The sequence below is a fragment of the Brevibacillus sp. LEMMJ03 genome, assembly GCF_007197875.1.
Lineage (GTDB): Bacteria > Bacillota > Bacilli > Brevibacillales > Brevibacillaceae > Brevibacillus > Brevibacillus thermoruber.
The window spans coordinates 82,648-96,630 of sequence record NZ_VKJN01000013.1; the positions used below are offsets into that span (position 1 = coordinate 82,648).

The window sequence follows — 13,983 nt, forward strand, 5'->3', positions numbered from 1 at the left end:
GAGAGGTGAGGCAATTGGCGTTACAAGGCGATCTCCTTTCGATTGCATACGGGTTTGGACAGTTTTTTCTCCACCCGTTTTTCTACCTGTTTCTGTTCGTCATCTACCTGCACTACCGCAGGCAGATGAACCTGGAACGGCAGTTGTTTGCCGTGCGCATCCAGACGCCGTTTCTTCAGACGATGCGCTCGCTGGGCATGGGGGCGGCGGGAGGGCTGCTGGTCTCCCTGATGGCCGGCGCGCTGGGTGTCGTGGTCCAGGTGCAGGACCTCTGGCTGCTGTGGGGGCTGGCGCTGCTGCTCGCGCTGATTCGGCTGCGCTTTCTGTGTTTTGCCTACGCGGCGGGCTTGCTGACGCTGCTCCACGCGATCGCGCAGGTGGCCCCGGGAGCGGTGGACATCCCTGTCATCGGCCCGGTGTGGAACGCGATCGGACAGGCAAAGCCGCTGCCGCTCCTGGCGCTGGTCGCCGTGATGCATCTGATCGAAGCCATGCTCGTCCGCTGGAACGGAGGACGGGACGCCTCGCCCGTGTTTGTCGAAGGAAAGCGGGGGCGGATCGTGGGCGCGTACCTGCTGCATTCGTTTTGGCTGACGCCGCTGGCCCTGTTTGTGCAGGTGGAGCCGGGCAGTCTGAGCGGGGCGCTTTATCCGGGCTGGCCGTTCTTTTCGCCCGGGACCGCATCGTACGGCCTCCTGCTGCTGCCGACAGTGACCGGTTACTCCGACTGGACGCAGACGCAGACGCCGGAACAGAAGGCGGGTCAAATCGCCAGGCAGTTGGCGCTGTACGCGGTGGGGCTGCTCGGCCTGGCTGCGCTCGCCGTCCTGTGGGCTCCGTTGACGCTGCTGGCCGCGCTGTTCGCCCTCCTGGGGCATGAAGGGCTGTTCCTGTTGAGCCAATGGCAGGAACGGCAGCGGGCGCCGTATTTTGTCCCCTCGTCCCGGGGCGTCAAGGTGATGGCGGTCATCCCGGGAACGCCGGCGGAAGAGATCGGCATCCGGCCGGGCGAGGTCATCGTCAAGGTAAACGGGGTAAGCGTCCGCGGCAAAGAGGACCTGTACCCGGCCCTGCAGGTGAACCCGGCCTTCTGCAAGATGGAGGTGCTCACCCGCGACGGCGAGATCAAATTTGTGCAGTGCGCCGTCTACGCGGGCAACCACCACCAGCTCGGCATCATCGTCGTTCCGGACGCCTCTACCCGGGTGTACGTGGACATGCAGCGGGCCGGCGTGGTGGAGCTGATCAAGCAAAAGTTGGAAAAATTGAATATCGGTGCGTAAGCTGCCGCCTGAACCCGTACCCTGCCGCATGCGCGCGGCCGTCCGGGTTTCGGGCGGTTTTTTTATTGCCGGGCAGGCTTGACAGACCGCAACGAATGATCCGGCTCCTGCGTCAAATGGGTGTGAATGGAAAAAGGGAGAGGATGAACGCGATGGGAGCATATCGAAAGTCTGCGGCGGTGTTCTGGACAGGGGCGCTCACGGCGGCAAGCCTGCTTGTCTCGCCGGTGGCGGCGGCCAACCCCGGATCGCAGCCGCATGCAGAATCTGCACAGGGGCAGAAGGCGCCCGTTCCCGTCCCCGCGCCGGTCTCCAAAGGCGTCCAGCACCTGGTCCGGCTCGTTCCGGAACTGGCCAGCCGCTTCGTCATCTACTCTGGACCCGTCGACGGTCCCGGCATCAGCGGCGAGGCGGTCACGTTTGGCTTCACCCGTGCCGGTGCGGAGGAGAGCAGGGACAAAGCCGTCTTTGATCCGCAGACGGGCGATCTGCTGAGCATGGAGATTACGCCGGAGCAGCCCAATACGGGGCCCGTGCTTGGGGATCAGCAGGTGATCGCAAAGGCATCGGCGTTTTTGTCCCGCCTGCATCCGCACGGCTTGTCGTACCACCCCCGCGCCGTGACGCGCCAGGGTGAACTAAGGACGGTCCGCTTCGTCCGCACCATCCGCAACATCCCGCTCGACGACGGCTACGATTGCTTCGTCACGGTCGACCAGTCCGGCCGGATTGTCGGGTTTCGCACCTTTGACGGCGCCCTTTATCAAAAATGGAGCCCGGCGTCGTTTCCTTCCGCGCAGCGGATCATGTCCCCCGCGACAGCCAAGCAGCGCTACGTCCAGAGTCATCCGCTGGAGCCCGTCTATCTGCTGCCGAGCCCATACGACGGCCGCACACCGGTCGAGGCCCGGCTGGTCTACGCGATCAGGGACGGCGTGGTGCGCGGCCCGCACTCCGGCAGCGCGCTGGATGCCGTGAAGGGGAGCCGGCTGGCGGCATCCCGTCAACAAGCGGAGGTTCGCACGCTGACCGTGACGGGAACAGGAGAAGCATGGACAGCGCGGACAGAAGCGGAAGCGCAGGAACTGGTCAGGCGGGCACTGGGGGCGGATGTGCAAAAGCTGCCGGTGACCGTCTATACGGACGCGCGGGACAGCGGCGAGCAGCACCGCTTTTTTATCTGGGGGTTTTTTGACGAAGGCGTGGGCGACCGGGACAAAGCGTATGCCCTGGGCCAGTTTCCCCGCGACGTGAGCCCGGCGCTGCGCATCCACGTCCTGCTGGAAACGGACGCCGCGTCAGGCCGGCTCATCCGCGTCGTGCTGGACGATGGGCTGCACGGGGGGCGCCCAACGGACAAAAAACGGGATTGGGCGGCCGCCACTGCCCTGCTGGAGCGCCTGCTGCCGGCCGGTACCCACAAGCTGCGCGTGCAGGATACGGGAGGAGAAAACCGGACCTGGATCACCGCCGATCCGGTCGTCAACGGCATTCCCGTCTTTTGGGAGGACGAGCGGGAGGAAGAAGGTGCGTACACTATTTCCGTCAATCCGCTGGACGGTTCGATCAAGGAGGTGTCGCTCGCCCTGCCTGACTGGGCCGCCATCCGCTATCCCTCGCCCGCCGCGGCCGTCTCTGAACAGCAGGCGGTTCAGGCCCTGCTTGCCGCGTACCCGCTGGAGCTGGTGTACGTCCGCGGCGATCGGCCGCATACGGATGGGCAGACCTGGCAGCTTGCCTACGATCTCTCGTTCCGGCAGTCGCGTTCCCACTGCTTTTGCGGCGTGGAAACGAAGGTGGACCTGACCGTTTATGTGGACGGACAAACCGGGACCGTCGTCGTCCGTGAATGAAACGGGCCCGCGAAAGCCAAACAGCCGCACCTGCCTGTTCGGCCGGTACGGCTGTTTTTTTTGTCTTGTGTGAGGGCTCGCGCTAGGGTTATTGCGCAGTTGCTTCGAACCCGACAATCTGGCTCAGCTTCACCTTTTTGTCGTCTTCCAGGACAAACTCCACCATGCCGTTCTTCATGCTGACCGCCTTGATCACGCCGGTGCTTTCGGTGGTGGACGTGGTGCCGTCCGGGTTGGTGGCCGTCTCGGTGTAGGTGATCGTGTAGCCGATCACCTGGGCGTACTGGAGTGTGTTGTTCATCGGCAGGTTGTCCGGCTTCACCGACATGCCGGTCACGTCTTCCAGCTTGATGGTCTTGCCGTTGTCCAACTGGAATTCCACTTTGCCGTCCTTCATCGTAAAGCCGACAATCACGCCGTTCTTGATCTCGTCAACGGTGGTGATGTCGTCCGTCGTATCCGGATTGCCGTCCTTGTCCACCTGCTGCGTCTCCTTGTAGGAGATCTGCTTGCCGATCATTTCCGCGTACTTCAGGCTGTTGTCCAGTTCGGTCCCGGTCATGCCCTTGGACTCCAGGCCGCTCACCCATTCGCGCGGGATCGGTGTCTGCTCGCCCGCGATCCGGAAGTAGATTTTGCCGTTATCCATGGAGACCGATTCGATGACGCCCGTCTTTTTCTCGTGTGTCACTTCGCCGGTCAGCTCGTCCACCTTCTGCAAATCGTAGGTGGCCGTCTTCCCGATCAGGCCCTCATACTCGCGCAGGGTGAGCATGCTGCTGTTGGACTGCTCCATCAGGTTGGCCATTTTCGTGATTTTTTCCACCATGGTCATCATGCTGGTCTGCTGGATAAACTGCGAGTTGTCCATCGGCGAGAGCGGGTCCTGGTTTTTCAACTGCTCCAGCAGCAGTTTCATAAAGGCGTTCTGGTCCAGCTCGGTGGTAAACTCTTTTTTGCCCTTGTAGCTCCAACTGGGCTGTATGTAAGGATTGTTGGTAACGCTTCCTGTGTCTGCCATGGCGATCCTCCCTGACATGTCGGGTGTGTCGTTCACACATACGTAGAGACTCACTATCAGTATCGGCAGAAGCGGGCGGCGGGTGAAGACAAACATTTGTTCGAATTCCGGCTTATTTTTTGAACGATTGTGCTATAATGGAAAATGACATGTGACAAGGAGATGAACGAGGGAATGGACCGTTTTGAATTGGTATCGGAGTATCAGCCGTCCGGTGACCAGCCGACCGCCATTGCCGAACTGGTGAAGGGCGTAAAGGCGGGCAAGCGGCACCAGACGCTGCTGGGGGCGACCGGTACGGGAAAAACCTTTACGGCGGCGCAGGTGATCGCCCAGGTGAACAAGCCGACGCTGGTGATCGCCCACAACAAGACCTTGGCTGCGCAGTTGTGCGCCGAGTTCAAGGAGTTTTTCCCCAAAAACGCCGTCGAATACTTCGTCAGCTACTACGACTACTACCAACCGGAAGCGTACATTCCCCAATCGGATACCTATATCGAAAAAGACTCCAGCATCAACGACGAGATCGACAAGCTGCGCCACTCGGCCACCAGCGCCTTGTTCGAGCGGCGGGACGTGATCATCGTCGCGTCCGTCTCGTGCATTTACGGGTTGGGTTCCCCGGAAGAGTACCGGGAGCTTGTGCTGTCGCTGCGCGTCGGGATGGAGAAAAGCCGGGACGAAGTGCTGCACCGGCTGGTGGACATCCAGTACAACCGCAACGACATCAACTTCACCCGCGGGACCTTCCGCGTCCGCGGGGACGTCGTGGAGATCTTTCCCGCGTCCCACGGCGAACAGGCGATCCGCGTGGAGTTTTTCGGAGACGAGATCGAACGGATCACGGCGATTGACGTGGTGACCGGAGAGATTATCGGCCAGCGCGACCACGTCGCCATCTTCCCGGCATCCCACTACGTGACCCGCGAGGAGAAAATGAAGCGGGCCATCCAGAGCATCGAGGCGGAGCTGGAAGAGCGGCTGGCCGAACTGCGCGCCGCGGGCAAGCTGCTGGAGGCGCAGCGCCTGGAGCAGCGCACCCGCTACGACATGGAAATGATGATGGAGATGGGCTTCTGCTCCGGCATCGAAAACTACTCCCGCCACCTGACGGGGCTGCCGCCGGGGCATCCACCGTACACGCTGCTCGACTATTTTCCGAAAGACTTCCTCGTCATCATCGACGAGTCGCACATGACGCTGCCGCAGATTCGCGGGATGTACAACGGGGACCGGGCGCGCAAGGACGTCCTGGTCGAGCACGGCTTCCGTCTGCCGTCGGCGCGGGACAACCGGCCGCTCACCTTCGAAGAGTTTGAGTCCAAGGTGAATCAGGCGATCTACATCTCCGCCACGCCGGGACCGTACGAGCTGGAGCACTGCCCGGTCGTGGTGCAGCAGGTGATTCGCCCCACCGGCCTGGTCGACCCGACCATTTCCGTGCGGCCGATCAAGGGGCAGATCGACGACCTGATCGGCGAGATTCGGGCCACGATCGCCAAGGATGAGCGCGTGCTGGTCACGACGCTGACGAAAAAGATGGCCGAGGACCTGACCGACTATCTGAAGGAAATCGGGATCAAGGTGCGCTACCTGCACTCCGACATCAAGACGATCGAGCGGATGCAGATCCTGCGCTCCCTGCGGCTGGGGGAATTTGACGTGCTGATCGGGATCAACCTCCTGCGGGAGGGGCTGGACCTGCCCGAAGTGTCGCTGGTGGCGATTCTCGACGCGGACAAGGAAGGGTTCCTCCGCAACGAGCGCTCGCTGATCCAGACGATCGGCCGGGCGGCCCGCAACGCCGAGGGACGCGTCATCATGTACGCCGACCGGATCACCGACTCCATGGCAGCGGCCATCCGGGAGACGGAGCGGCGCCGTTCCATCCAGATCGCGTACAATGAAAAGCACGGCATTACGCCGCAGACCGTGAAGAAAGCCGTCCGCGAAGTGATCGAGGCGACGCGGGTGGCGGAAGAGAAAGCCGAATACCTGCCGCACGCCGACTTCAAGAAGATGTCGAAGAAAGACCGCCTGGCCGTGATTGAACGGATGGAAGAAGAAATGAAGGAAGCGGCGCGCAACCTGATGTTTGAACGCGCGGCCGAACTGCGCGACTTGATACTGGAGCTGAAGGCGGAGCTCTAAGAAAAGAGGTATGTTCATGCCATTGGAACACATCGTGGTAAAAGGCGCTCGCGCCCACAACCTGAAAAACATCGACGTGGTCATCCCCCGGGACAAGTTCGTCGTGCTGACGGGACTCTCCGGTTCCGGGAAGTCGTCGCTCGCGTTTGACACGATTTACGCCGAAGGACAGCGGCGTTACGTGGAATCCCTCTCCGCGTACGCCCGCCAGTTCCTCGGACAGATGGACAAACCGGACGTGGACTCGATCGAAGGGCTGTCTCCGGCCATCTCCATCGACCAGAAGACGACCAGCCGCAACCCGCGTTCCACGGTGGGCACCGTGACGGAAATCTACGACTATCTGCGGCTGCTGTACGCCCGCGTGGGGCGGGCGATTTGTCCGGAGCACGGGATCGAGATCAAGTCACAGACGATCGAGCAGATGGTGGACCGGGTGATGGAGTACCCGGAACGCACCCGCCTGCAGATTCTGGCCCCGATGGTGCAGGGGCGGAAAGGGGAGCACGTCAAGCTCCTGGAGGACATCCGCAAGCAGGGATTCGTCCGTGTCCGGGTGGACGGGGAGATTCGCGACCTGTCCGAAGAGATCAAGCTGGAGAAAAACAAGAAGCACAGCATCGAGGTCGTCGTCGACCGGATCGTGGTCAAGCCGGACGTGCAGGCCCGGCTGGCCGACTCGCTGGAGACGGCGCTGCGCCTGGCCGACGGCAAGGTGATCGTCGACGTGATGGAACAGGAAGAACTCCTGTTCAGCGAAAAGCACGCCTGCCCCGTGTGCGGTTTTTCCATCGGCGAGCTGGAGCCGCGCATCTTTTCGTTCAACAGCCCGTACGGCGCCTGCCCGGAGTGTGACGGGCTGGGCGTCAAGCTGGAAGTGGACCCGGACCTGGTCGTGCCGGATGTGACCAAGACGCTGGCCGACGGCGCCATTGAAGCGTGGGAGCCGAAGTCGTCCACCTATTATCAGCAGCTTCTGGAATCGGCCTGCCGCCACTTCGGCATCCGCATGGACATTCCGTACGAGGAACTGCCCGACGAGCATCGGCAGATCCTGATGTACGGCAGCCAGGGGGAAAAAATCCAGTTCCGCTACGAAAACGAGTTTGGCCAGGTGCGGGAAGCGTCCGTCGCCTTTGAAGGGGTCATCCCCAACCTGCAGCGGCGCCACCTGGAGACCAGCTCCGACTACATCCGCGAGCAGATCGAGGGCTACATGAGCCAGAAGCCCTGCCCCGTCTGCAAAGGGCACCGGCTGCGGCCGGAGAGCCTGGCGGTGCGGGTCGGCGGCAAGAGCATTTCCGAGCTGACCGACCTGTCGATTACGGAGGCGTACCAGTTCATCGAGAACCTGGAACTGAGCGAGAAAGAGGCCAAGATCGCCAACCTGATCGTCAAGGAGATCAAGTCCCGCCTCAACTTTTTGATCGACGTGGGACTGGATTACCTGACGCTCAGCCGGGCGGCGGGGACGCTTTCCGGCGGGGAGGCGCAGCGCATCCGCCTGGCGACCCAGATCGGCTCCAGCCTGATGGGCGTGCTCTACATCCTGGACGAGCCGAGCATCGGCCTGCACCAGCGGGACAACGCCCGCCTGATCCGGACGCTGGAGCACATGACCAAGCTGGGCAACACCCTGATCGTGGTGGAGCACGACGAAGACACGATGCTCGCCTGTGATTACATTATCGACATCGGCCCCGGGGCGGGGATTCACGGCGGCCGGGTGGTCGCTGCCGGCACGCCGGAGGAAGTGATGAACGACCCCAACTCGCTGACCGGTGCCTACCTGAGCGGCCGCAAGTTCATCCCGGTGCCGCTGGAGCGGCGCAAGCCCAACGGCAAGTGGCTGACGGTGGAAGGGGCCAGGGAAAACAACCTGAAAAACGTCACCGCGAAGATTCCGCTGGGACTGTTCGTCGCCGTGACGGGCGTCTCCGGTTCGGGGAAAAGCACGCTGATCAACGAAATCCTGCACAAGGCGCTGGCGCGCGAGCTCAACGGGGCCAAGGCGAAGCCGGGCGAACACCGGCGCATCACCGGTCTGGAACACCTGGACAAGGTGATCGACATCGACCAGTCGCCCATCGGCCGCACGCCGCGCTCCAACCCGGCCACCTACACCGGGGTGTTTGACGACATCCGCGACCTGTTCGCCTCCACCAACGAGGCCAAGGTGCGCGGCTACAAAAAGGGACGGTTCAGCTTCAACGTCAAGGGCGGCCGCTGTGAAGCGTGCAGCGGCGACGGGATCATCAAGATTGAGATGCACTTCCTGCCCGACGTGTACGTGCCGTGCGAGGTGTGCCACGGCAAGCGGTACAACCGCGAGACGCTGGAAGTGAAGTACAAGGGCAAGAGCATCGCCGACGTGCTGGAGATGACGATCGAGGACGCGCTGGAGTTTTTCCGCAACCTGCCGCGGATTGAGCGGAAGCTGCAAACCCTGGTGGACGTGGGGCTTGGCTACATGAAGCTGGGGCAGCCGGCGACGACGCTCTCCGGCGGGGAAGCGCAGCGCGTCAAGCTGGCGTCGGAACTCTACCGCCGCAGTTCCGGACGGACGCTGTACATTCTCGACGAACCGACGACCGGGCTGCATACGGACGACATCGACCGGCTGCTGAAAGTGCTGCAGCGGCTGGTGGAGAACGGCGATACCGTGCTCGTGATCGAACACAACCTGGACGTGATCAAGACGGTGGACTACATCATCGACCTGGGGCCGGAGGGCGGCACGCGCGGCGGCCAGATCGTCGCCACGGGGACGCCGGAAGAAGTGGCGGAAGTGCCGGGTTCGTACACGGGTCAGTTCCTCAAGCCGATTCTGGAGAGGGACCGCGCCCGGACGCTGGCCAAGCTGGAGCAGTTGGTTTCCAAATAGTTTCCAAATATGAGGAGCGATGCGGTCCGGGCGGAACCGGATCGAATGGACCAAAGGGGCGAGGAGAGCATGGAGTACGCGGCAGAGGCGCTGGCTTCGCTGCCGCCGCGGCTGGTGGAAACGGCGCGGCGCTATTTTGACGGACAGGATCCGGCCCACGACTGGCAGCACAATCTGCGGGTGATCGCCCTGTGCGAGCGAATCGGGCGGGAGGAAGGAGCGGACATGACCGTCCTTCGTCTCGCCGCGCTGCTGCACGACATCGGCCGCGCCGAGGAGAGGCGGACCGGAGAATGCCACGCGGAAATCAGCGCGCGTGAAGCGGCTGTGCTGCTGCGCGACGAAGGAATGGACGAGGGGCTGATCGCCCGCGTCCAGAGCGCGATTCTCGCTCACCGCTATCGCAAGGAAAGGCCGCCGGTGACGCGGGAAGAGCAGATTTTGTTTGACGCCGACAAACTGGATTCCATCGGCGCCATCGGCGTGGCCCGGGCGTTTGCCTACTCCGGGGTGATCGGTCAGCCGATCCATTCCGACGACCCGGACCAGCACACGCCGGCCAAAGAGTTCGAGTGGAAGCTGAGCCGATTGAAGGACAGGCTGATGACACCGGCCGCCCGGCGGATCGCCGAAGAGCGGCACCGCTTCATGGTCCAATTTTTTGAGCGGTGGGAGTTGGAACTGCGCGGGGTGCGGTGAACAACCGGCAGCCGATCCGGACGATGCTTCCCCTCCCTGTGAACAAGATAACGCTGGTGAAAAAGAACAGGTCCACTCGTTTAGGGAGTGGACCTGTTCTGTTCTGTATGATCTATGCTAGTTCATCGCGCTGTTCCGGCGGAAGCGGTTCGTAAAAGACGCCAACTTTCAGAATGCCAGCGAGATTCAGTGCTGACAGGGAAGCAAAAAAACCACACGACAGCTTTACCAGTTTCTTCATCACTACCACCCTTTCGAAAAGGTTTTTTCCAGGCGGGCTACCAGCCGGAATGCGACCGGATGGAGCAGCAAGGATTGAAGAAAAACAGCCAGTGTGTAGGTTATCGCTAGTCTATAGGAGAATTCTACCAGGACCAGCGATAGAAAGCAAGCGCATCCCAGCAGACTGAACGCAATTTTTCTGCTTGTTTGCCGGACGCTTTGCTGATAGTTGACGTAGCTGTGCGCAGCGGGCGCGTGTCGATAATAGATGACAAACGCCGTGCCAAACGAGAGCAGGATCAGCGCATAGGCCGCTGCTGGCGGCAGCAGCGGAACGTGTTTGACCAGATAGCCGCCCCCCAGCATAATCAGGAGGCCGGCGATCAGGCATGTCCACGGATTTTTCAAGTGGACGCCCCCGGTGATCACGCGATGCAGGAAAAGGATCAGGGCAAAACACAGGGTTTCCGGGAAGATCCCGAGCAGCCAGGCTGCGAGCAGCAGCACGGCGGCGTTGATCAGATTGAGCAGAAAAATCTCGATGCCGTGGGAGATCTGGCCTGCCGTATAAGGCGAACCTTCCATGGTCAGGCGTTTGGCGATGCGATTGGATACTTTCCGGGTCCAGCCCATCAGAACCCCTCCTTTTATTTGGAGAGAAAAGAAATGCGGAAACTGGTCACGCCATTCTCGGACTTCACCGCAATCTTGCCGCCGTAGCGTTCGGTCACCGATTTGACCACCGCCAGACCGACTCCGCCCTCACCGTCCTTTTTCGTGGTATAGCCCAGTTGAAAGATTTCCTGCAGTTTTTCTTTCGGGATTGTCGGACCGCTGTTCTCGATGTACAGGTATTGTTCCTTGTTGGTTTGCCCCCACTCAAAGCGTATGTAACGATCCTCCTCCAACTCGTGGGAGGTGGCCCGAATGGCATTGTCAAACAGGTTGCCCAGCACCTTGATCAAGTCGTAGGTCTTGATAAATGAAAACTGACCGGAGCCGGAGATGGTAATGGTACACGAAATCCGTTCGGCCAGACAGATTGCCATTTTGGACTGAAGCAGGGAAGAGACTGCGGGATTTTTGATGCCTTCCAGCACCTGCACGCTCGCCTCCGCCGCCTGTTCGATGGAGACGGTCTCCTTCAGGATTTGCTGTACGTATTCGCGAGCGTGATCGTGCAATCCTTCTTTGATGAAGCCGTTGATCGCCGTGTAATGGTTGAGTGAATCGTGCTTGAGCGAACGGATGGCCGTCAGCAGGTCGTTGATGTTTTGCAAATAAGGCGTTTCCGTCTCTTCTTCGACACGGTTGATCGTCAAATTGATATAGATTCGAAACAGAATCACAATGACGATAAACAAGGCCAGAATCAAAAGCTGAAAGACCAATTGAAATTGGGGCGTGTAAAATTGGAAGAGCGGCGAGTTGTTGTCCCGGATGAAAAAGGACGTATTCATAAACAGGATCAGCAAAAACTCGACGCTGCCCATCAGAATCAGCATCAACAGGTAGCGGTTGTGTCGATTCCGGGGAATGAGCCGTCCCAAGTCCACTTTCAGCACGCGCAAGATACTGGTGAACAGGAACAGGACGAGCAAATAGAGAAAACTGGCGGCGTACTGCAGCCACTTGCCTTCCAGGATGTCGATCCAGTAGATATGTTGACTGTTAAAAATCATGAAGAGAACAAATTCCGACATGATCATGCTGCCCATGGCAGCCGTCGCCATCGCTACGGACAGCAGCAGCCTCGTGCGGAAAACAACACGCAGCAAAAGTATGTAAAAGAGAAACATCAACAAGATTTTCGGTTGATACGCGACCTGCGACAAGCCCAGAATTTCTCCGGCGGCGGAAAACGGCATGCTGAAAAACAAGGCTTTCTTCCAATCTTCGAAGACGGAACGATTGAAGACGGCAAAACCTATGGCCAGCAACAAGAAGGCTTCGGGTACGTCAATAAGTACGAATCGCAAGAGGAACTCCAAGGTCTTGCCTCCTTTCAATCTAGACCAGGGTATGTAGCTGAATGTAACGCTTCTATAATAATATATATAACACGGTTCAGCGGCATCATTTCTATCTTATGAAATAAGTCGAAAAATGTAAATGATGCGACAATTCGGTGATTGACCAAAGGTTGTCGCTTTGGCGGCGGTTTCGCTACAATGAAAATACAGAAACAGGACGAGGATATTGCCAAGGGGGATCAAACGTGCGCAAGACAAAAGTGAGTCATCTGGCAGAGCATTTCCATATGAAAGTGTTAAGCGGCGAAGAGGGGCTGGGCCGGGAGATTACCGTTACGGATTTGAGCCGGCCGGGGCTGCAGCTTGCCGGCTACTACTCCTATTACGCGGACGAACGGATCCAGCTCCTCGGCTTGACGGAAATCAACTTTTTTCAGACGTTGAGCCGGGAAGAACGGCTGGAACGGATGCGCTTCTTGATGCAGGAGCGGACGCCCTGTTTTTGTGTGACACGCAACCAGCCGGTCCCGGAAGAAGTGCTGGAGGTCTCCAACGAACGCGGCGTTCCCGTGCTGCAATCCCCGCTGGCGACGACCACCCTGGTCGGAAAAGTGACCAACTACCTGGAAAACCGGCTGGCGCCGACGACGACGATCCACGGCGTGCTCACCGATATTTACGGGGTGGGCGTGCTGATCATCGGTTCGAGCGGGATCGGCAAAAGCGAGGCGGCGCTGGAGCTGGTGAAGCGGGGGCACCGCCTGGTGGCGGATGACGCCGTGGAGATTCGCCAGACCCAGGGCGGCCAACTGGTCGGCAGCGCGCCGGAGCTGATCCAGCATCTGCTGGAGATTCGCGGGGTCGGGATCATCAACGTGATGACGATGTTCGGTGCCGGCGCCGTGCGCAATGTGAAGAACATCGCCATGGTGGTCCAACTGGAACTGTGGGAACCGCACAAGCAGTACGAGCGGTTGGGACTGGATGAAGAAAAGATCAAGATCATGGACACGGAAATCCCGATCATTACCGTGCCGGTCCGCCCCGGCCGCAACCTGGCCGTCATCATCGAGGTGGCGGCGATGAATTTCCGCTTGAAGCGGATGGGCTACAATGCCGCCGTCCACTTTTCCAAGAAACAGTCTGACATGATCCTGGAAGACAGCGATTCCGACTTGTAGAAGGCGAGGCAGAAAGGACGAGCAGATGAGACAGACCAGGCGTTTTCCCGTCCACGGGGCCAACCCGTTGTGGCAGTTGTACCGAACCGTCAGCTTTTGGAAAGTGGTCAAAAACTTTCTCGTGATTCAGATCGCCCGCTATACGCCGTTTCTCTCCTGGAAAAACTGGCTCTATCGGACCTTTTTGCGCATGGAGGTGGGGGAGCAGACGGCTGTGGCCCTGATGGTGATGATGGACATCATGTTTCCCGAACTGATCAAAATCGGCCGCAACTGCGTCATCGGCTACAACACCACGATCCTTGCCCACGAATATCTGGTGGACGAATACCGGCTGGGCGAGGTGCGCATCGGCGACCGCGTGCTGGTGGGAGCCAACTCCACCATTCTGCCGGGCGTGACGATCGGCGACGGGGCGATCGTCGCGGCAGGCACCGTCGTGCACAAGGACGTGCCGCCCGGTGCGTTTGTCGGCGGCAATCCGATGCAGATCATCCGGGAAGCAGGTTCCGACCGGCCGGAGTAGTTGCGGGATGGTTGTTTCGTCAGAAGCCCCAGACGCGGTTTCGTGAAAACGCGTCCGGGGCTTTTCGCTGTTTCCGGGCGCTGCGCTCGTTTTTGGTCGAGATGATTGAATTGCCCGATAATTCCTGTTGCGGTTGACGGCCGGGAGTTTCCGTGATAATCTTCTACATAACACTTTAGTTTGCTACCAT

At 60.0% G+C, this 13,983-nt stretch carries 11 protein-coding genes; 7 read left to right on the forward strand and 4 right to left on the reverse strand.

Going from position 1 to position 13,983, the window contains the following annotated elements:
• The first annotated feature begins 14 nt into the window (after nt 1-14).
• On the forward strand, nt 15-1,283 hold the full coding sequence (locus FOI68_RS16745; protein ID WP_143863799.1) for a PDZ domain-containing protein: 1,269 nt from the start codon (nt 15-17) through the stop codon (nt 1,281-1,283).
• Between the two features lie 152 nt (nt 1,284-1,435).
• On the forward strand, nt 1,436-3,136 hold the full coding sequence (locus FOI68_RS16750; RefSeq protein ID WP_143863800.1) for a YcdB/YcdC domain-containing protein: 1,701 nt from the start codon (nt 1,436-1,438) through the stop codon (nt 3,134-3,136).
• 88 nt (nt 3,137-3,224) lie between these two features.
• On the opposite strand, the gene FOI68_RS16755 is transcribed toward FOI68_RS16750, so the two are convergent.
• Nucleotides 3,225-4,157 carry a flagellar hook assembly protein FlgD gene (locus tag FOI68_RS16755; RefSeq protein ID WP_143863801.1) on the reverse strand — a complete coding sequence of 311 codons (933 nt, stop codon included), beginning with the start codon at nt 4,155-4,157 and terminating at the stop codon, nt 3,225-3,227.
• Nucleotides 4,158-4,331: 174 nt separating this feature from the next.
• Between FOI68_RS16755 and uvrB the strand changes: the two genes are divergently transcribed.
• The 3 genes from uvrB (at nt 4,332) to FOI68_RS16770 (ending at nt 9,891) form a co-directional block, all read left to right on the forward strand.
• Nucleotides 4,332-6,308: an excinuclease ABC subunit UvrB gene (gene uvrB, locus FOI68_RS16760; RefSeq protein WP_143863802.1), complete on the forward strand. Its 1,977-nt coding sequence runs from the start codon at nt 4,332-4,334 to the stop codon at nt 6,306-6,308.
• A 16-nt stretch (nt 6,309-6,324) separates the two neighbouring features.
• Nucleotides 6,325-9,192: an excinuclease ABC subunit UvrA gene (gene uvrA, locus FOI68_RS16765; protein WP_035295802.1), complete on the forward strand. Its 2,868-nt coding sequence runs from the start codon at nt 6,325-6,327 to the stop codon at nt 9,190-9,192.
• Nucleotides 9,193-9,261: 69 nt separating this feature from the next.
• Nucleotides 9,262-9,891: an HD domain-containing protein gene (locus FOI68_RS16770; RefSeq protein WP_065067351.1), complete on the forward strand. Its 630-nt coding sequence runs from the start codon at nt 9,262-9,264 to the stop codon at nt 9,889-9,891.
• A gap of 112 nt (nt 9,892-10,003) precedes the next feature.
• Here FOI68_RS16770 and FOI68_RS24010 read toward each other — a convergent pair whose 3' ends face one another.
• From FOI68_RS24010 to FOI68_RS16780, 3 genes are read right to left on the reverse strand one after another with little or no spacing between them, the layout of a single operon-like run.
• Nucleotides 10,004-10,132: a hypothetical protein gene (locus FOI68_RS24010; protein ID WP_255309705.1), complete on the reverse strand. Its 129-nt coding sequence runs from the start codon at nt 10,130-10,132 to the stop codon at nt 10,004-10,006.
• A 2-nt stretch (nt 10,133-10,134) separates the two neighbouring features.
• Nucleotides 10,135-10,746: an accessory gene regulator ArgB-like protein gene (locus FOI68_RS16775; RefSeq protein ID WP_143863803.1), complete on the reverse strand. Its 612-nt coding sequence runs from the start codon at nt 10,744-10,746 to the stop codon at nt 10,135-10,137.
• Between the two features lie 14 nt (nt 10,747-10,760).
• Nucleotides 10,761-12,104 (reverse strand): sensor histidine kinase, encoded by a 1,344-nt coding sequence (locus FOI68_RS16780; protein WP_029100250.1) that lies wholly within the window; start codon nt 12,102-12,104, stop codon nt 10,761-10,763.
• Nucleotides 12,105-12,331: 227 nt separating this feature from the next.
• Here FOI68_RS16780 and hprK point away from each other — a divergent pair, with 227 nt between their 5' ends.
• Both hprK and FOI68_RS16790 read left to right on the forward strand, forming a co-directional pair.
• Nucleotides 12,332-13,267 (forward strand): HPr(Ser) kinase/phosphatase, encoded by a 936-nt coding sequence (hprK, locus tag FOI68_RS16785; protein ID WP_029100249.1) that lies wholly within the window; start codon nt 12,332-12,334, stop codon nt 13,265-13,267.
• Between the two features lie 25 nt (nt 13,268-13,292).
• Complete coding sequence (locus FOI68_RS16790; RefSeq protein WP_029100248.1) at nt 13,293-13,793, forward strand: acyltransferase; 501 nt, start codon at nt 13,293-13,295, stop codon at nt 13,791-13,793.
• Nucleotides 13,794-13,983: the final 190 nt, after the last annotated feature.

Coding starts and splice junctions, on each gene's coding strand:
- FOI68_RS16750 (WP_143863800.1), top strand. CDS start 1,436: ATGGGAGCATATCGAAAGTCTGCGGCGGTGTTCTGGACAGGGGCGCTC.
- uvrA (WP_035295802.1), top strand. CDS start 6,325: ATGCCATTGGAACACATCGTGGTAAAAGGCGCTCGCGCCCACAACCTG.
- FOI68_RS16790 (WP_029100248.1), top strand. CDS start 13,293: ATGAGACAGACCAGGCGTTTTCCCGTCCACGGGGCCAACCCGTTGTGG.
- uvrB (WP_143863802.1), top strand. CDS start 4,332: ATGGACCGTTTTGAATTGGTATCGGAGTATCAGCCGTCCGGTGACCAG.
- FOI68_RS16770 (WP_065067351.1), top strand. CDS start 9,262: ATGGAGTACGCGGCAGAGGCGCTGGCTTCGCTGCCGCCGCGGCTGGTG.
- FOI68_RS16755 (WP_143863801.1), bottom strand. CDS start 4,157: ATGGCAGACACAGGAAGCGTTACCAACAATCCTTACATACAGCCCAGT.
- FOI68_RS16775 (WP_143863803.1), bottom strand. CDS start 10,746: ATGGGCTGGACCCGGAAAGTATCCAATCGCATCGCCAAACGCCTGACC.
- FOI68_RS24010 (WP_255309705.1), bottom strand. CDS start 10,132: ATGAAGAAACTGGTAAAGCTGTCGTGTGGTTTTTTTGCTTCCCTGTCA.